Source organism: Clostridium ganghwense (assembly GCF_026735165.1).
GTDB classification, from domain to species: domain Bacteria; phylum Bacillota; class Clostridia; order Clostridiales; family Clostridiaceae; genus Clostridium_H; species Clostridium_H ganghwense.
Genome location: NZ_JAPQES010000001.1, coordinates 1,274,010 through 1,292,632, shown reverse-complemented (window position 1 = coordinate 1,292,632; position 18,623 = coordinate 1,274,010). Strand labels below are relative to the sequence as shown.

Genomic DNA, 18,623 nt, shown 5'->3' with positions numbered 1-18,623 from the left:
TATTCTCCTGAAAATTTATTATTTTATAAATAATAATATTGTAAATAAGTATATTTCATCCTTTTATACGAACTAATAATGCTATAGAAGAGACATAGATAACTAAAAATATTACCATTATAGGAGTTACCTTTCCTAAAAAGTTTCTTCTAGTTAGTTCATTAGTTAAAAATGTAGATAAAAAAACAAATATAGGAAAAATAAAAAAGTAAATTTTTTTTACGTCTGTTTTTTTCATAAAATCTTTTAGAATATATACTATAGCAAAGTGATAGATAGTTAGACATCTAAATAGTAGAAAACTCCATGAAAGTATAAAAAAATATCTAAAATTATTTATCATAGGTATATCTATAATTTCTAAGGCAGCTAAAAAAGGCCACAAATTTTTACTGGTTACATCTATTCCAAAATAGTATATTGTTATAAATACAATCCACACATATAAAAGCATAGTTAAAAACACTCCTATAAGTGATGAGCTTTTTAGTTTGCTTTTATCATTCATATAAGGGTGGATTAAAAGTATAAATTCTAAACCTATATAGGAATACATGGTATCAATACTTCCTTTTAATATATTAGTAATTCCTGAACCTAGAATAGGAAATATATTTAAAATACTTGATTTCTTAAGAGTTAATAATGGAATAAGTAGAAAGGGTAAAGTAATATAGAAAATGATTTCGCATATTTTCCCAATTAAACTTATACCTTTATATGAACTATATAAGCATACAGCAGTTATGACAATTATTAATTTTAGAGGAGTTAAAAATTTTGTAGAATATACTAGCATTATATTGGCATAACCTGAAGTTAATGATAATCCTATCACAATAAATGGAATGCAGAATAATAAATTCAAAATATTCCCCAGAAAATTTCCAAAATATTTTTTGCTTAAAAAAAGTATATTATGGTTAGGGTATTTTTTGCTTATATATATGCACATAAGACTAATGTATAATGGATATATTACTCCTATGATAGTAGATATCCATGCATCCTGCTGTGAAATTTTCACTAAAGAGTTAGGGAAAGCTAAAAATCCAATTCCTAGCAGTGAACCATATATTACAAAAATAAATTGACTTGGAGTTAAACTTTCATTTTTTGACTTACTCATCATAATTATTCTCCTAAAAATCTCCTCTTCCATATCTATCTATACTAACTTTAATGTTGATTTTTATATCAGAATTAGAAACTATTTCGTTCCAATCTGTTTCTGGATTTCTTCCATATTTAGCAGCGGCGATTCTTCCTAGTTCAAGAGCATCTATTTTATACTCGTTTTGCATTTTTTTTAAGAAATTGTAGCACATTTCCTCTATTTCTTTTTTCATGTCACTTTCAAACTTTTTATTTTCACTAGGATTCTTTAAGAAATCCCCATATAATTCATTGCACATTATATCTCCTGTAAAATCTAAATTTATAGTAAACTCATATTTATCTCCAGTTTTATTACATTTAGCTTTTCTTTTAACTTGTGTTACATAATCTACATATTCTTTTGGGCTTTTTCGAATAGAAAGTATGCCTTTAGAGTGTTTTTCTTTTAAAATACTCATGATTCTAGCTTCTTTTAAGCCAATTTTAGTTACCATTTTATCTTTTTTAAATAAAGCCATACCAGTAATTTCTACATAACCATCTTTTATTTCTACATATGGTACCGAAAGATCTCTACCTTCTTCATCAATTCTTACATATGAATCTACTAGTTTATAATTTTCTGGAAAAAAATTATAAAACTTAGCATTTCCTATAATTCCTTCCATGTAATCAGAAGAACTTGCATATCCTGTAATTTTAAATTTTAATAGATCAACAGCGGTCCCTTTACAAACAATTAGCCATGTTTTATCATTTATGTGAGGATCTGAGAAGGTTGTGTTTATAAAAGGTCTTATACCATATTTTGCAAATTCTTCACCTAAAATAATTACTTTTTCAAGTCCAAATACAAATTTTTTATTACTTTTTCTTTGTCTATCTTCGCTTGTAGATATAAGTGTTTTACCATCACCTTCAATTACATCACTAAAAGTTTTAGCTTCTTGAAAAATATCTCTGTTTATAGATATCTTATATAAAATATCATCTTTTGACCTTTCGCCAATATCAACTCCAACCCCTGTAACAATATCAATTTCTTCTACAGGTACAACATCAACTCCAGAATTTAAATATACAGCAACAATTAAGATTAACATAGGTATTATTAATATTTTAAATCTATTGATGCTATTCATGGCTTTGGAAGTAAAAGTATTATTTTGGGTTTTGTTCATTATTATTCTCCTTAAAGTTATTTCTAAAGTCTGTTTGTTTCGTAGGGTTAATATTAGGAATAGATTCTGGACGTTTATTCATTTTCCATAATGGAGCTCTTATAAAGATATCTTTTAAGTCATTTTTATTAAACTGAAGATAAGGAACACCAAAGCTATCTAGTGAACATAGATGAACCATTAAAAAATACCATCCAACAGCTATACCAAATATGCCCAAAAAATTTGCGAGTAAAAGCATTGGATACTGAACAAGTCTTATTACAAGGGCCATATCATAGGTAGGTATTAAGAAGGTAGCTATTACAGTAATTCCTATTATAAGAAGTGTAGTTGGACTAACTACTTTTGACTTTACAACTGTATCGCCTATAATAATACCGCCTACTAAGCTTAATGTTTGACCTATTTTGTTTGGAAGTCTAAGTCCACCTTCTCTTAAAAACTCAATTACAATTTGCATAGATAAAATTTCTAAAAAAGGAGTGAGAGATATACCTACTCTTGACTGAATAATAGGTGTTATAAATTTTACTGGTATAAGTTCTTCGTTAAATTTTAATAATGTCAAATATATAGGAGCAAGGGTTATAACTATAAAAACTGCTAGGATTCTAAGTATTCTTGTAAATGATGTTACTGCAGTTCTCTGATTATAATCTTCAACTGCATGAAAAAAATCTACAAATAAAGTAGGTGCTGTAAATACATGGGGAGTTCCTTCTGTGATAACAGCAACTCTTCCATCCATTAAATTAGCTTCAATTATATCGGGTCTTTCACTACCAAAGGTTTGTGGAAAAGGGGTATAAGTATAGTCTTCAATATATTGCTTAATCTGACCTGATCCAGTGATGAAGTCTACATCTATAGCGTTTAGTCTTTTCTTTAACTCATCAACTATATTTTTATCAACAATATCTTGTATATAAATAATAGCTACATCAGTTTGAGAACGTCTTCCTACTATTAATTTTTCTATAACTAAACTCTTATCTTTTATTCTTCTTCTAAGAATACTTATATTAGTTTCTAAATTTTCTACAAATCCTTCTTTGGCACCTCTTATAGCGGTCTCAGATGTAGGTTCTGTTATTGAACGATACTCGCCACCTTTGGTATCAACTATTATATATTCATTTGAATTACATACAATTATGATAGTTTTTCCTCTTTTCAACTCTTGAGAAGCTGTATATATGTTTGTTACTACAGTAGTATTGCTGGAAGAAATATATCTTTTACAAAGATATAAACCAATATCCTCTGTTCCTGTTAAATCTTCATATACATTATGCATTAAAGGATTTAATATATCTCTGTTTATAGTATCTTTATTTGCTAAACCATTCATATATATAACAATACCTTCTAGTGGGCGTTTTTCACCTATAAAGAATTCTTTTATGACTAAATTACTTTTAGCCCCTATGATATTGATTATCTTGTTTATATTTTTTTCAAGACTTTCACTTTGCATAATAGATACCCCACTTTTAGATAGATTTACTTACAAATAGTTTTAACGTTTTTTTATGTTATTATTAGTAGAAATTATTTTCTAGTATGAATCTATTTTTAAGCATTGTATGTGGCGGGTTAGGTAATCTTAATATAGGTGTGAAATTTTTAAATATTGAAAAAATATGAAGTGTGATATATAATATTTGTTAATATATACGTATATGAAAGACAAATGTATTTGCGTAAAAAACAAAAGAGGCTCAATTTATATAAAAGGGGTGTGTTATATGATAAAAATTAGAATACCTGCTACTACTGCAAATATGGGACCTGGCTTTGATAGCTTTGGAATGGCACTAAAGTTTTATAATGAAATTTGGATAGAAGAAATTAAACAGGGAATTCAGGTTATTCAAGAGGGAAAACCTTCTGAAATACCTTTAGAAGATAACTTAATATATACAAGCCTTGTAAAAATTCTAAACAAATATGGGTATGATTATCATGGATTTAAAATAGAAGTCAAAGAATGCAATATACCTATTTCAAGAGGACTTGGAAGTAGTGCTGCTTGTATAGTTGCAGGAATTACTGCAGCTAATGCTTTGATGGGGAATGTACTTAGCACTGATGATATAATAAGGGAAGCTGTGGAGATAGAGGGACATCCAGATAATATTGTACCTGCAGTAATAGGTGGAATGGTTGTTTCATTGATGGATGAAGATAAGGTAATATATTCAAAAGTGAATATTCCTAATGATCTAAGAATGTTTGTCATGATTCCAAATTTTAAATTGAGTACAGAGGAAGCTAGACATGTTCTTCCACCAAATTATAGTAATGGAGATTGTATTTTTAATATTTCAAGAGCTGCTATGTTTGTTAATGCAATGAATAATGGAGAACTAGATAAACTTAGAGTAAGCACACAGGATAGAATTCATCAAAATTATAGAATAAATCTAATAAGTGATGCTGAAAAAATATTTGAAGGTGCACGTGAATATGGTTCTTTAGCAGAGTTTATAAGTGGTTCAGGATCTACTCTTATGGCATTGGTGGATAAAAATAATAAAGGTTTTGAGAAAAAGATGACCAGCTTTTTAAATAAGTTACAGGATAAGTGGGAAGTCCACTTACTAGAGGCTGACGTTGAGGGAACAACTATTTTATAATTTTCATGCATAAGACATATAGTGTGTATAATGTTTGGGGTTAACCTTTTATACGAACTAATAATGCTATAAAAGAGACATATATGACTAAAAATATCACCATTATAGGAGTTACTTTTACTAAAAAGTTTCTCCTTGTTATTTCATTAGTAAAAAACGTTGATAAAAAAACTAATATAGGATAAATAAAAAAGTAAATTTTTTTAGTGTCAGTTTTTTTCATAAAATCCTTTAAAATATACACTGCAATAAAGCAATAGATAGTTATGCATCTAAGTAATATAAGAGTCCACGAAAGCATAAACAGGTACCTGAAGCTGTTTATGATAGGTATATCTATAATTTCTGATGCAGATAATACAGGCCATAAGCTTTTACTAGTTAAATCTAATCCAAAATAATATACTGTTATAAATACACACCATACATATATAAGCGTGGTTAAAAAAATTCCTTTAAGTAAGGAATTTTTTATTTTCTTTTTATCATTTACATAAGGGTAAATTAAAAGTACAAGTTCTAGACCAGTATAGGAATATAATGTCTCTATACTTCCTTTTAATATATTATTAAATCCTGAGCCGAAAACAGGAAGTAAATTTAAAATACTTGATTTTTGAACAGCAAATAATGGAAGAATTATTAATGGTAAAGAAACATAAAAAATAATTTTGCATATTTCACCAATTAAATTTATACCATTATATGCAGTGTATAAGCATACACCAGTTATAATAATTATCAATTTAAAAGGGCTTAAAAACTCTGCAGAATAGATTCTTAGTATATTTGTGATACTTGGAGTTACTGTAAATATAATAAATATAAATGGAATTAAAAATAATAAATTCATTATACTTCCCATAAAGTTACCTAAGTATTTTTTACTTAAAAAAAGTATATTATGGTTAGGGTGTTTTTTACTTATATATGTAATTATTAGACATATGTATAATGGATATACTGCTCCTATGGCAGTAGATATACATGCATCCTGTTGTGTAATTTTCACCAAACTATTAGGTAAAATTAAAATTCCAACCCCAATCAGTAAACCATTTACTATAAAAATAAGTTGACTTGGAGTTAAAACTTCATTTTGGGATGGATTCATTGCAATCATTCTCCTAAAATTTATATATTGAATATTAGCAGTTTTAATTTTATTATTAATAATAAGATGTTTTAATATACCTAATAGTTTCTCCAATTATTTTAAAGCCTTTTTTCATATCTTCCATGCTGACTCGTGAGAATCCAAGTCTTAGGGTATCTTTCCCGGAACCATCTGTATAAAATATATCTCCAGGAGTAAAAATTACTCCTTTCTTATAGCAATGCTTTAACAATTCTCTAGAATCAATTCCTTTTAATTTTGTAAATATATGAAGCCCCCCATCGCCCATAATAAATTCACAAGGAATGTACTTAGCAACCAATTGTACTGCTAGTTCATATTTCTCTTTGTAAAATCTTCTTGTCTTTTTTAGATATTTTTCAAAATTTCCGCTTTTCATATATTCATAAAGCAGTGCCTGATCTAAAAAAGAGGTATGAATATTTCTGCTTCTCTTTACACTTTCCAATATGCTTATAAGCCCCTTATCTGCAAGAATCCAACCAATTCTCATGCCTGGGAAAAGTATTTTTGAGAAGCTGCCGATATATATAATACTATTTCCTTCACCACAAAAAGCTGCCATAGGAGCAATATGAGAGCCTAAATGAAGAAGTTCTTCGTTAAATCCATCTTCGATTATAGGCACATTATGCTCCTTAAATATATTATATATTTCACCTCTTTTTTCTGAAGAGGTTACAATTCCTGTAGGGTTATGATAAGAAGGAACTAGGTATCCTATTTTTATATTATTTTGCTGAAGTGTTGATTTTAATTTTTTTATGCTTAACCCATCATGTTCTACATCTATGCCAAGTATATTTAAGCCTTTGAGTTTCATAATTTTTAAGGCTGTATTATGAGTTGGATTTTCACAAATAATAGTATCTCCTTTTTGGGTAAGAGAAGATAAAACTATATCAAATCCTTCCGTAAATCCGTTAGTAATCAAGATATCTTTGTTATTTATATTAACACCTTTACTTTTCATATACTCCATGAGATAGTCTATTAATCGTTTATATCCTTGAGCATAGCCGTAGTTTAGAATCTTTTCTCCTTCAATAGAAATTCTATTAAGGAAAGCTCTTTTGAATTCCTCAACTTCAAATAAACTTTCATCAGGAGATATACTTTTAAAAGATATCATACCTTTTTTATATTGAACTTCGTTTTTGATTATGTCCAGTTCTTCAGCCAGTTTGGCATAATCATTTATCTTATTTGACCAATTAATGTCCCATTTGTCTTTTAAAGTTACTTTAATATCTGATACAAAGGTGCCTTTTCCTTTTAGGGTATAAACCAATTCATTATCTTCAAGAGTTTCATATGCTTTCATTATAGAATTACGACTTACATTAAGTATTTTTGAGAGTTCCCTGGTAGAAGGAAGTTTACTTCTACTAGGAAGCATGCCTTTTTCTATCATTTCTTTTATATAATTGTGAATCTGAATGTAAATTGGTTTTGATTTATTTAGGTTTATATCCGAAAACATTTCAGCACCTCTATTTCAAACTTAATTTTTAATCTTCTTTTTCTATTGAATATTCTATAATATGATCTAGTAACTGACTAAAGCCTATACCTTTTGCTTTTGCACTCTTAGGGAAAAGACTATTTTTAGTCATTCCAGGTAAGGTATTTATTTCAAGTACAAAAATTTCTTCATCCTTTAATATAATATCAACTCTAGCATAAGAACTACATTTAAATACATTCCAGCATTTGGTTGCTATATCTTCTACTTTATTCTTTAATTCACTAGGTAATTCAATAATTTTTTCTTCGGCTCCACCAGCATCATATTTTGAGCTGTAATCAAAAAATTCAGATTTAGGTTTAATTGAAATCATAGGCAGAACTTCTCCATTTAAAATACAGCAGGTTAGTTCTTTGCCTTGTATATATTTTTCTATAACAATTTCTGAATCGTATTTTAATGCTTCACAAACTGTTTTTTCTACTTGTGTATTATCTTTTACAATAAAAGTACCAATACTTGAACCTCCGCAATTAGGTTTTATTACTAAAGGATATTCCATTTTCTCTAATATATTATAATCTATATCTTCTAAACTTTTAACCATAATCCAATCAGGAGTTTTAATTCCCTCAGCTTTTAGTATTTTTTTGCTCATATTTTTGTCCATACATAAAGCACTTGATAAAACGCCGCTGCCTGAATAAGGTATATCAATAGTTTCCAATACAGATTGAACTTTTCCATCTTCTCCAAAGGTACCATGTAATGCGATAAAGGCAAAATCTATGCATTTAACCTTGTCTATAAGTTCAAATCCAGTGGTTATAGGCATAGGTAAAACTTCATATTTTTCTTTATCAAGATTTTCTATGATCTCTTTACCAGTTAGTAAAGATATTTCTCTTTCTGAGGAGGTTCCCCCCATTATAACTCCAATCATCATTTTTTATTACCTCCAAAAGTATTCTTAATTACATTTTACCTTTTCTATATAAATAAAAAAGAACCACTATAACGCTAATTTTAATTGTAAGTGGTTAAAGATTTTGAGGTGCACAAAAAAGGATTTGGTGTAAATTCTTACAATAAGTTGTTAAAAAAAGATATTTTATGTATAATTTAATAATAAATACTTTATTATTCAAGGGGATGGATAAATATGAAGATAATGAAAAAATTACCGATTATGATTGCCGTTTTAGTAGCTGTAGTTGTAGTAGTTACCAGTTTTTTAGGATTTAGTTTTAGTTCCAAAACCATCAGAGAACAAAATAATGCAGCGTTATTAGGTACTTGCGCAGAAGAAAATCAAATTATCCAAGCTTTAATGGAAGGAGAAAAAAAAGAAGTAGAGCTTATGGCGTCTAGAAAAGAGATAGTTGAGATATGTAAATTAAGACAAACAAATTTACAAGAGAGTTTTTATGTAACTCATGCAAATGAAATAAATAATGTTAATACAATGCTAAAAGAAAGAATGAACGAATTACAAGATCATGAACATTTATTTATTGTAGATACAATTGGCGAAGATATAGGAGATAGTCAGGAAAAGCATTTACAAAATTTACATGTAAAAGATAGAAAATACGTGATAAATGGGATGAATGGGACTTATATTAGTGATACATTAGTATCAAGAGTAACTGGTCAAGGAGTTATTGTATTCTCTGCACCTGTTAAAGATGAAAACGATAATATAATTGGAGTTATGGTTAATTCAGTATATGCAGATTATTTTACTAAATGTCTTAAACAAGTAAAAATAGGAAAAACTGGATTTGCATATTTGGTTGATTCACAAGGAATGATATTGTCCCATCCTGATAAGAGTCAAATAACCAAAATAGTTGAAAATGAAAAAGATAAACAAATGGTTAAGAATACTAACGAAGGAAAAAATAATGACCCTAAACTAGAAAAATACACATACGAAGGGAAAGAAAAAGTACATGCTTATGTTGCTATTCCCAATGTGAATTGGACATTAATGATTACTCGTGAGCTTAATGATATGGAAGAAGTAGTAATGAATATGCGTAATATTAATTTAATAATAGCAATTATTGCAATATTATTGGCCATATTTATAGGTAGTAGGATTTCAAAAAGTATTACAAATCCAATTAATAAACTTGTGGCATTTATGGGAGAAGCAGCTAAGGGTGATTTAACAGTAAAAAGTGATATAAAATCAAAGGATGAATTTGGAGAATTGTCTTTAAGTTTTAATGAAATGACAAATAAAATGAGAGAACTTGTAGGGCAAATAAATAAATCTGTAGAAGTAGTTTCCTCAACAGCTGGTATTTTAGTTAATACCTCAGAAAACACATCTTTATCTGTTGATGAGGTGGCAAAGACTGTACAACAAATAGCCGAAGGAGCTACAACTCAATCTGAAAGTGTAGAAGATGTTGTAAATAAAGTAGATAAGTTGGGAAGTGAGATAGAGAATTTAAATTTATATTCTAAAGATATGAAAGGTAATTCAGAGCATATAGTAGAAATTAATAAGAATTCTAAAGTAATAGTTGATATTCTTTTGAAAAAATCGGAAGAAAGCCATAATGAAGTAAATAAGGTATCAGTGATTATGGATGAGCTTAAAGTAAGTTCAGGAAATATAGGAGCTATAACAGATGCTATAAGTGGTATTGCTGAACAAACAAACCTTCTTGCATTAAATGCGGCAATAGAAGCTGCAAGAGCAGGAGAAGCAGGAAAAGGCTTTGCTGTTGTAGCAGATGAAGTTAGAAAACTTGCTGAACAATCATCAGATTCAGTGCAGGAAATAGCAAATATTATAAATGAAATACAGAATAAAACAAATAATGCAGTTGACATTGTTTCAAATGTGAAGACGGTTGCAGGAGAACAAATAGAAGCTGTTAATGAAACTGAAAGAACTTTTGAAAACGTATCAAATAATATAGAGAATATTACTACTAAAATAGAAAATATGAATAAATCTTTAGAAAATATGAACAAAGATAAAGAAAAAGTTGTTGAAGGATTACAAAATGTTTCAGCAGTTTCAGAAGAAACAGCTGCATCTTCACAACAAATGTCTGCATCTACAGAAGAACAGGCAGCATCTATACAAGAACTAGCAGGTTCTGTTACACATCTTGATTCAATGGTACAAGAATTATCAGCAGCAGTAAATATTTTTAAAATATAAAAAAACAAAGTATATATTGCTATAAAGACGGTTCACTTCACTAAGAAATTCTAATTTCTTAGTAAGTAAAAAGAAAGTTCTCTAATTTTTTATAAATTGGAGAGCTTTTTTAATGTTTAAACTCAACTATAACAAAATTTCTATTATCTATATATTGACAAATAATCTAAAACGGACTATATTATAAGTGTACTACTTAAACTAATACACTTAATACACGTAATACAGTTAGGAGGTGTAACTTTGATTAATATAGATAGTAGAAGCAGCAAACCTATTTATGAACAGGTTGTAGATGGGATAAAGGAAAATATTATAAAAGGTATTTTGCAGCCCGGAGATAAATTACCTTCTGTTAGAGAATTGTCAGCTATTCTTACAACTAATCCTAATACTATCAGTAAAGCATATAAAGAACTGGAAAGACAGAAAGCTATTGAAACTATAAGAGGAAAAGGTACTTATGTTGCTAGTAATTATGAAGCAAAGATTGATAAAGATAAATTAGAAGTGCTTAAAAAACAGATGAAAAATATAGTAATAGAAGCTCACTATATGGGGATGGAGAAGGATAAAGTTATTAATTTATTAGAAGAAGTTTATAAAGAATTAAGGGAGTGAGTATATGATAGAAATAAGTAGCTTATGTAAGAATTTAGGAGATGAGCAGATATTAAAGGATATAAATCTAAAAGTAGAGAAGGGAAGCATATTTGGATTAATTGGAGAAAACGGAGCAGGAAAGACTACTTTAATCAAATGCTTAACAGGAATTTATAAAGCAGATGAAGGAGAAATCAAAATAAATGGTCAAGAGGTTTTTGAAAATTCAGATGTAAAACAAAAAATAGGATATGTGGCAGACCAAAATCAATATTTTTCTTCTTTTAAAATAAAAGAATTAGTTGAGTTTTATAAAATGACTTATACTAACTTTTCTTTAGAAAGATTTAAAGAGCTTAATAAAATTTTTCGGATTTCAGAAGAAAAAAGAATAAGGGAACTTTCAAAGGGAATGAAAATGAGAGTATCTTTGATGCTTAATTTAAGTATTCAACCAGAAGTTTTAATTTTAGATGAACCAACATCAGGGTTAGATCCTATTATTAAGAAAAAGCTTATGAGCATCTTAATGGAAGAGGTAGCTGAAAGAAATACAACTATATTTATTTCTTCTCATCATTTAAATGATTTAGAGCGAATTTGCGATAGCATTGCCATAATGGACAAGGGAGAAATAAAATATATAAATAATATAGAAGCTATGAAGGACAGTATTAAAAAGCTTCAAGTAGTATTTAAAGATAAAGTTTCAGCAGACTTTTCTTCTTGGAATGAGATTATGACTGTAGAAAAATTAGGAAGGGTTAATTATATTATTACAAAGAATTATTCTAAGGAGTTGGAACAAAAACTTCTTAGTCATGGAGCTATGTTTGTAGAAGAAATTGATTTGAGCTTAGAGGATATGTTTATTTATTCTATGGAGGAGGGAAAAAAGAATGAAAAGATTTTGGCGTAATCCTTTAGTTTATAAGGAATGGAAAAGTGTAAGATGGATTACATTACTTATGACTTTAGGTATATTCTTTACAAAGATAATGAATGTTATGAGCCATTTAAAATGGATTAAAGAGATTGAAGCTGATGGAAAATATTGCGATATACCAATAGCAACAAAAGATTTTCCATTACATATAAAGTATTGGTTTAATCAGGCTTTATTAGGTCATGATAATGAAATGTTTAGTGTTTTTATGATAGGCTGCTTGGTTATACTCGTTGTTGTTCTTTTTAGAAGTGAAAGACAGAACAAAACCTATGGGCTTTTAGCTTCTATGCCTTTTAAAAGAAAAGATATAATAGTAACTAAATGGTACATGGGTATGCTAAGTATATTTATTAGTTGCTTTATAGGATTTATTGCACTTTCAGTGTTTTATATAAGCAATATTAAATATATTCAAGATTCCTATAGTATTGTTTTGAAGTGGTCATTGCTTCATATGCTTATGTACATGTCTATTTTTACTATATTATTTTTTGTTCAGACCCTAATGGGACAGAACATTACAGGTTCTATAGTGGGAGTTATTATAATATTTGTACCATTTTTTATACTATCAATAATTTCATCACTAATACAAGTTTATGCCGGATTATCATGGAAAGATAAAATTATAATAAATATAGATAGAATAGCTAGAAAGCTGAATTTATATGATTTTAATAGAACCGAATGGATAGAAGTAAGCAAAGATAAAGTTTCAAAAGAGTTTACTTATTATGGTGATCATTATTTCATTTATAATAACTATAATTTTAAAATTATAGCCTTGTTGATAATACTGTGCATATTCTTTGCACTATCAATTTATGCATATAAGAGAAATGCCTTTGAAAAGAACGGAAACTTAATTTTATTCTCTGCTTTAGAGCCAGTATTTAAGTATGGTGTGGCTATTTGTTCAGGACTTTGGCTTAGTGCTATATTTGGTTTGGGATATGCAGATAATAATAAAATTGTTATAGGTATTTTCTTAGTTATAGGGAGTGTTGTAGGATATTTTATATCTAATAAAGCTATTAAAATCTGTGCTAGTAGTAATAAATAATCTAACTTGCTAATGGGAATTAGATATGAGAGTGGGGGATTATTTGAATAAAAGAATTTTTAAATCAGTTGCCCGGATAATAGTTTTAGTTGCTATTATTGGAGTTATGAGCATAAAGTCTCAAAGCATATCAATGGAAAGAGAGTTAAAAACTAATTTAGAAATTATGACTAAGACTAAAAGAAAAAATAATGAAAAAGTAGTTATTGGTTATAAGAAAACTATAGATTTAAACTTCAATAAGGTTGTTATTGTTACTATAAAAAAGTTGTTAAAGTAAAGAAGCATATAGTATTGGGAGGATACTATATGCTTTCTTTTATATGCTTAAATTTTCTCTTGAACAAGATAAACATGGTTACTCCTTCAAATATCCATTGAATAGCTGTTACCCACCATACATATACTACAGATACTTTTAGTACATATATAAAATAGAACATTAAAGGAAGTCTTATTAACCAGCTGGAAACGAAAGAAACCTTAAATGGAGTTTTGGTATCACCAGATCCTTTTAGTGCTCCACCAAGAATAAGAGAAATTCCCATAGGAATTTGCTCAACAGAAGCCACCATGAGACACAAGATTCCAATTCGTATTACTTCTTTTTCAGTATTAGTGATAAATAACTTTATTAAGAATTCTGGACAAACTAAGAAAAATAATGCACATAAAGCCATAAATAATGCACCAAGAAATGTGCATGTAAAAGCATATTCTTTTGCTTTTTTATAATTTTTTTCTCCTATTTTATGTCCAACTAAAGTAGTTGCAGCCACACCAAAGCCCCATCCAGGCATAAAGGATACTGATTCAATTGTGGTGGTTATTTGATTAGCAGCGAATGCAGTAGCACCTATATGCATTATCATAAATGTGTTTAAAAGTCTGCTTATGGAGAATGCTCCTTCCTGCATTGAAGAAGGAATAGCTAGTTTTAATAGTTGTTTTAACTTATTCTTATTTAAAGATTTTATATATTTAATTCTAATCTTAATTTTGGATTTTCTTAACATATAAATTATTGCAAATATAAAACCGGTTATTTGTGCTGTGGATGTAGCAATAGCCGCTCCTTTTACCCCTAGTTCTGGAAATCCAAATCTACCGAATATTAAAATCCAATCTAAGCTAAGATTTACTACATTTATAAGTGCAGATATTAAAAGGGGGGTTTTGGTATTTCCATAACCTCTAACAATTCCGTTAAACATGCTTGTTAGCATATTAAAGAAAAGGCCAAAGGAAATGATTCTCATATAGGTAACCCCAAGGTTTATAACATCATCTTTAGCTTGTGCCAGTGTAAGAATGTGTTTTGAAAAAACAAACATTATTATAGATATAAATAAAGAAATAATAATTCCTATAAAAAAGCCTACAGATGCATATTCTTCAGCAGAATCATATTGTTTAGCACCAAATCTTCGTGACACTAATGATGTAATTCCAACAGAAATACCCACAGATATAAATATATTGATAAAGGTATATAAAATTTCAGAGCTTAAGCCCACAGCACTTACGGCAACTCTTCCACCATACTTTCCTACCATCATTGTGTCAAACACCCATATCATCATGTATAAAGTCATTTCTCCAACTGCAGGTAGAGCAAGAGATAGAACGTCCTTAATTGTATTTTTATTAAACATAATATTTCCCTTTCTGAAAACATAATACTTCCTATTTATATTAATGGATAGACGAAAATAAGACAAGATGATTTAAAACAAAGATGTTATTTAATATAATTTAACGAAAAAATTGTTATGTTTTTAACAAAATTTACAATATAAAATATTTGATTATTAAAATAAAAAACCAAAAATTGTAAATTAAAAGTAAAAAAAAGAAAGAAGAAAAAGTTAAATTTTATTGACAATACACGATAATAGTAATAATATAAACAAAAATAATATTGGTACATGGAAAAAAGTAATATTTTGTGAAAAAATTCTCAAACAAATTAGAATTTAATTGAAATTTTAATTGAAAAATTAACAAAGGAGGATAAGAGTATATATGAGTATTAAAAAGAAATTACCGTTTATGATTGCAATATTAGTAACTATATCGTTAATCATTACAAGTGCATTAGCATATGTTTTTAGTTCAAAAACTATCATGAATGAAAGTAGACAAAGATTATTAGATATTAGTAAACAAGATGGGGAAACTCTTAATGCATTAATTGTTAGTGAAAAAAGAGAAGCTGAAGTTATATCATTAAATAAAGATATTATTGAAATAGCTAAGTTAAGACAGCAAAACTTAGGAGAAGAGTTTTTTACACAAAATGCTTCAAAAATAAGTGAAGTAAATGGTATTTTAAAAAGAAAATTCAATTCACTGGAATCACGTGAACAATTAATGGTTTTAGATACAAATGGAATTATAGTTACAAGTAGTAGTGAAGAAAGATTAAAGCTAAGTGCAAAAGATAGAGACTATTTTAAAAAAGCTATTCAAGGAGAAGTAACTGTAAGTGATACTTTAATATCAAAATTGGATGGAAGATCAATAGTGGTGTTTGCAAATCCTATTAAAGATGAAAGTGGTAAGATAATTGGTGTTGTAGGTAATATAGTATATGCAGATTATTTTGCCAAATATATAGGTAAAACTAAAATTGGTACAACAGGATATACTTATTTGGTTGATTCATCAGGAATAATATTAATGCATCCTAAAAAGGATACTTTAGGTAAACCTACAGGAAGTTCCATAGTTAAAAGTGTAATGGAAGAAGTTCAAAAAGGGCAAGAGGTTAAACCTGATGTTAAAGAATATGAGTATAAGGGGACAGATAAAATACAATCTTATACTGTTATACCAGGAGTAAATTGGGTAATATCATCAACTTGTGAAGTATCTGATATGAAATCTTCAGTAAATACTATGCTTAAAAGTATTTTAGCTATAACGTTTTTAGCCATTATAGTGTCTATTGCTATAGGTATAGTAATTTCTAGAGGAATAACGAATCCTATTAATAAATTAGTTGAAGTTATAGAAAAAGCTTCAGAAGGAGATTTAACAGTAAAATCTGATATAGTTTCAAAAGATGAACTTGGACATTTATCAAACAGCTTTAATTCTATGACAGAAAATATAAGATTGCTTGTGAATAAGATAAATTCATCAATGAATATAGTATCATCAACTGTAGATACTTTAGTGGAAACTTCGGAGAGTACATCTTTATCTATTGAGGAGGTAGCAAAAACAGTACAGCAAATAGCACAAGGTTCATCACATCAATCTGAAAATGTAGAGAGTGTGGTTGATAAGGTTGATAATCTTGGAAATGAAATAGAGAATTTAAATTCCTATTCTCAAGATATGAAAGCTAATTCAGATGACATAGTAAATATAAATAAGAATTCAAAACAAATAGTTAGAAATCTTTTTGATAAAACAGAGCAAAACGATCAAGAAGTTGAAAAAGTATATGTGATTATGGACGAGCTTAAAGTAAGTTCAGCTAATATAGGAGCTATCATAGAAGCTATAAGCAGTATAGCAGAACAAACTAATCTTCTTGCCTTAAATGCAGCTATAGAAGCGGCTAGAGCAGGAGAAGCGGGAAAAGGCTTTGCTGTAGTAGCAGAAGAGGTAAGAAAGCTTGCTGAGCAATCATCAGAATCTGCAAAAGAAATAGAAAAAATAATAATTGGTATACAGAACAAAACCAATGATGCAGTAGATATTGTTTCAAATGTGAAAAATGTTGTAAAAGAACAAGCTGAAGCTGTTGATGAAACAGGAGATATTTTTGAAAGTGTATCTCAAAATATAGACAATATTGCATTGAAAATAGAAAATGTAAATAAAGCTTTGGTAAACATGAATAGTAATAAAGAAGAAGTTATCAATGATATGCAAAATGTTTCAGCAGTGGCAGAAGAAACAGCAGCATCATCAGAAGAAGTATCAGCTTCAACAGAAGAACAATCAGCAGCAATGCAAGAGTTAGCTGGCTCTGTAGGTAAACTTGAAGAAATGGTACAAGATATGTCTGAGGCAGTGAAAATGTTCAAGATAGAATAAAATTGTTTAACAATTTTATTCTTAGGTACTAGGCGCTAGGTGCTGGTACCTTTTTTCTTTGTTATTATATAATACCTTTTGTACACATTATTCACTTTGGTAAAACATATTATATAGTGGGAAATAATTTTTGGGATAATGGAGAGGGTATTTTAATGAAAATAGTTATAACCAGAGCAGTTCAAATTCCAGTTTTCACCAAAGTGAGTACAACTATGGCAATACACGCCAAAAATCTTAATACAGAGATAAATAATCTTAAAAACAAAACAGAATTATCAGAAGAAGAGTTTATTCAAAGAATGGATGGGATAAAAAATAGAATTAAAATGTTAGAAGATTTAGAGGAAAAGCTAGAAAAAATTTTTTATGAAAATGTTAAAAAATATAATAAGCGAAATGTAGGGGAAACTTGTGAAAAATTTAATGAAAATGATATAAAGGATAAAAATTTAGGGATGAGTTAAACGTATGTAAAACATACATTATCACTGTTAATTTTCAATTATCTACTTAATAAAATTGTTACGCAATTTTATTATCTTGTGGTATTATTTAGGTAAAGTATGTTGAATTTATCGAGGTGGTTTGTTTGCTTCAGTGGAAAGAGTTGTATGAAGAATGTAGTAGATGTAATAAATGTAGATTAGGAGATACAAGAACAAATATGGTTTTTGGTGAAGGAAATCCTAAGGCTAAGTTAATCTTTGTGGGAGAAGCTCCAGGAGCTGATGAAGATAGGACTGGTAGACCTTTTGTAGGAAGAGCGGGACAGTTGTTTGAAAAAGGAGTTCAGGCTTTGGATTTAATAAGGGAAAGAGATTTTTACATAGCTAATATATGCAAATGTAGACCAGAGAGAAATAGAACACCTTTTGAAGATGAAGCAAAGGCATGTATATCTCACCTTAGAAATCAAGTAGCACTTATAAAGCCTAAAATAATTGTCTGTCTTGGAGCAACAGCTATGAAATATATAATAGATCCTAGTTGGAGAATTACTAGAGATAGGGGCAAGTGGCTAGAAAGAAAAGGTTGTTATCTAACATGTACTTTTCATCCATCTGCAGTTTTAAGAGATGATAGTAAAAAGATATTGCTGTGGAGAGACCTTCAGGCAATTAAAACAAAATATGATGAAATAAAATAAGCTTTCGTGTTTTAAACATGGAAGCTTATTTGTTTACAAAAAATTCAAAGAAATTAATTGACATTAAAAT

At 28.6% G+C, this 18,623-nt stretch carries 16 protein-coding genes; 9 read left to right on the top strand and 7 right to left on the bottom strand.

The window, feature by feature from the left end; all coding sequences use genetic code 11:
- Positions 1 to 55 precede the first annotated feature (55 nt).
- Genes OXH55_RS05825 through OXH55_RS05815 form a run of 3 tightly spaced genes read right to left on the bottom strand, consistent with a single transcriptional unit; the run spans position 56 to position 3,780 of the window.
- Positions 56 to 1,132 carry a GerAB/ArcD/ProY family transporter gene (locus tag OXH55_RS05825; protein WP_268048742.1) on the bottom strand — a complete coding sequence of 359 codons (1,077 nt, stop codon included), beginning with the start codon at positions 1,130 to 1,132 and terminating at the stop codon, positions 56 to 58.
- Between the two features lie 10 nt (positions 1,133 to 1,142).
- Positions 1,143 to 2,300 (bottom strand): Ger(x)C family spore germination protein, encoded by a 1,158-nt coding sequence (locus OXH55_RS05820; protein WP_268048740.1) that lies wholly within the window; start codon positions 2,298 to 2,300, stop codon positions 1,143 to 1,145.
- Positions 2,281 to 3,780 (bottom strand): spore germination protein, encoded by a 1,500-nt coding sequence (locus OXH55_RS05815; RefSeq protein ID WP_268048738.1) that lies wholly within the window; start codon positions 3,778 to 3,780, stop codon positions 2,281 to 2,283. Before OXH55_RS05815 ends, OXH55_RS05820 begins: the two co-directional genes overlap by 20 nt.
- Before the next feature lie 271 nt (positions 3,781 to 4,051).
- Here OXH55_RS05815 and thrB point away from each other — a divergent pair, with 271 nt between their 5' ends.
- Positions 4,052 to 4,942, top strand: coding sequence for a homoserine kinase (gene thrB, locus OXH55_RS05810; protein ID WP_268048737.1), 891 nt, complete (start codon positions 4,052 to 4,054; stop codon positions 4,940 to 4,942).
- A gap of 40 nt (positions 4,943 to 4,982) precedes the next feature.
- Here the strand turns inward: thrB and OXH55_RS05805 are convergent, their stop codons facing one another.
- From OXH55_RS05805 to OXH55_RS05795, 3 genes are read right to left on the bottom strand one after another with little or no spacing between them, the layout of a single operon-like run.
- Positions 4,983 to 6,056: a GerAB/ArcD/ProY family transporter gene (locus tag OXH55_RS05805; protein WP_268048736.1), complete on the bottom strand. Its 1,074-nt coding sequence runs from the start codon at positions 6,054 to 6,056 to the stop codon at positions 4,983 to 4,985.
- Positions 6,057 to 6,111: 55 nt separating this feature from the next.
- Entirely contained in the window at positions 6,112 to 7,563 is a 1,452-nt protein-coding gene (gene pdxR, locus OXH55_RS05800) for a MocR-like pyridoxine biosynthesis transcription factor PdxR (RefSeq protein WP_268048734.1), read from the bottom strand.
- A 28-nt stretch (positions 7,564 to 7,591) separates the two neighbouring features.
- Positions 7,592 to 8,494, bottom strand: a complete 903-nt coding sequence (locus tag OXH55_RS05795; RefSeq protein ID WP_268048732.1) for a D-alanine--D-alanine ligase — start codon at positions 8,492 to 8,494, stop codon at positions 7,592 to 7,594.
- Between the two features lie 216 nt (positions 8,495 to 8,710).
- Here OXH55_RS05795 and OXH55_RS05790 point away from each other — a divergent pair, with 216 nt between their 5' ends.
- The 5 genes from OXH55_RS05790 (at position 8,711) to OXH55_RS05770 (ending at position 13,630) form a co-directional block, all read left to right on the top strand.
- The gene (locus tag OXH55_RS05790) at positions 8,711 to 10,735 is read left to right on the top strand and encodes a methyl-accepting chemotaxis protein (RefSeq protein ID WP_268048731.1); all 2,025 of its coding nucleotides are present in this window, start codon (positions 8,711 to 8,713) and stop codon (positions 10,733 to 10,735) included.
- Positions 10,736 to 10,978: 243 nt separating this feature from the next.
- Positions 10,979 to 11,356 carry a GntR family transcriptional regulator gene (locus OXH55_RS05785; RefSeq protein ID WP_268048729.1) on the top strand — a complete coding sequence of 126 codons (378 nt, stop codon included), beginning with the start codon at positions 10,979 to 10,981 and terminating at the stop codon, positions 11,354 to 11,356.
- A gap of 4 nt (positions 11,357 to 11,360) precedes the next feature.
- Positions 11,361 to 12,257, top strand: coding sequence for an ABC transporter ATP-binding protein (locus OXH55_RS05780; protein WP_268048727.1), 897 nt, complete (start codon positions 11,361 to 11,363; stop codon positions 12,255 to 12,257).
- A complete protein-coding gene (locus OXH55_RS05775; RefSeq protein WP_268048725.1) occupies positions 12,238 to 13,350 on the top strand; it encodes an ABC transporter permease in 1,113 nt (370 codons plus the stop codon). The genes OXH55_RS05780 and OXH55_RS05775 overlap by 20 nt, the downstream gene beginning before the upstream one ends.
- Positions 13,351 to 13,393: 43 nt before the next feature.
- Complete coding sequence (locus tag OXH55_RS05770; protein ID WP_268048723.1) at positions 13,394 to 13,630, top strand: hypothetical protein; 237 nt, start codon at positions 13,394 to 13,396, stop codon at positions 13,628 to 13,630.
- 25 nt (positions 13,631 to 13,655) lie between these two features.
- On the opposite strand, the gene OXH55_RS05765 is transcribed toward OXH55_RS05770, so the two are convergent.
- The gene (locus tag OXH55_RS05765) at positions 13,656 to 15,008 is read right to left on the bottom strand and encodes an MATE family efflux transporter (protein WP_418921830.1); all 1,353 of its coding nucleotides are present in this window, start codon (positions 15,006 to 15,008) and stop codon (positions 13,656 to 13,658) included.
- Between the two features lie 367 nt (positions 15,009 to 15,375).
- On the opposite strand from OXH55_RS05765, the gene OXH55_RS05760 reads away from it, so the two are divergent.
- From OXH55_RS05760 to OXH55_RS05750, 3 genes are all read left to right on the top strand, one after another.
- A complete protein-coding gene (locus OXH55_RS05760) occupies positions 15,376 to 17,403 on the top strand; it encodes a methyl-accepting chemotaxis protein (protein WP_268048720.1) in 2,028 nt (675 codons plus the stop codon).
- A gap of 155 nt (positions 17,404 to 17,558) precedes the next feature.
- The gene (locus OXH55_RS05755) at positions 17,559 to 17,870 is read left to right on the top strand and encodes a hypothetical protein (protein ID WP_268048718.1); all 312 of its coding nucleotides are present in this window, start codon (positions 17,559 to 17,561) and stop codon (positions 17,868 to 17,870) included.
- 125 nt (positions 17,871 to 17,995) lie between these two features.
- Positions 17,996 to 18,553, top strand: a complete 558-nt coding sequence (locus OXH55_RS05750) for a uracil-DNA glycosylase (RefSeq protein ID WP_268048716.1) — start codon at positions 17,996 to 17,998, stop codon at positions 18,551 to 18,553.
- The last annotated feature ends 70 nt before the right edge of the window (positions 18,554 to 18,623 follow it).

Excerpts from the sequence above, each read along its gene's own strand:
- OXH55_RS05820 (WP_268048740.1), bottom strand. The coding sequence starts at position 2,300 with ATGAACAAAACCCAAAATAATACTTTTACTTCCAAAGCCATGAATAGC.
- thrB (WP_268048737.1), top strand. The coding sequence starts at position 4,052 with ATGATAAAAATTAGAATACCTGCTACTACTGCAAATATGGGACCTGGC.
- OXH55_RS05790 (WP_268048731.1), top strand. The coding sequence starts at position 8,711 with ATGAAGATAATGAAAAAATTACCGATTATGATTGCCGTTTTAGTAGCT.
- OXH55_RS05775 (WP_268048725.1), top strand. The coding sequence starts at position 12,238 with ATGAAAAGATTTTGGCGTAATCCTTTAGTTTATAAGGAATGGAAAAGT.
- OXH55_RS05825 (WP_268048742.1), bottom strand. The coding sequence starts at position 1,132 with ATGATGAGTAAGTCAAAAAATGAAAGTTTAACTCCAAGTCAATTTATT.
- pdxR (WP_268048734.1), bottom strand. The coding sequence starts at position 7,563 with ATGTTTTCGGATATAAACCTAAATAAATCAAAACCAATTTACATTCAG.
- OXH55_RS05780 (WP_268048727.1), top strand. The coding sequence starts at position 11,361 with ATGATAGAAATAAGTAGCTTATGTAAGAATTTAGGAGATGAGCAGATA.
- OXH55_RS05815 (WP_268048738.1), bottom strand. The coding sequence starts at position 3,780 with ATGCAAAGTGAAAGTCTTGAAAAAAATATAAACAAGATAATCAATATC.
- OXH55_RS05795 (WP_268048732.1), bottom strand. The coding sequence starts at position 8,494 with ATGATGATTGGAGTTATAATGGGGGGAACCTCCTCAGAAAGAGAAATA.
- OXH55_RS05760 (WP_268048720.1), top strand. The coding sequence starts at position 15,376 with ATGAGTATTAAAAAGAAATTACCGTTTATGATTGCAATATTAGTAACT.
- OXH55_RS05805 (WP_268048736.1), bottom strand. The coding sequence starts at position 6,056 with ATGAATCCATCCCAAAATGAAGTTTTAACTCCAAGTCAACTTATTTTT.
- OXH55_RS05755 (WP_268048718.1), top strand. The coding sequence starts at position 17,559 with ATGAAAATAGTTATAACCAGAGCAGTTCAAATTCCAGTTTTCACCAAA.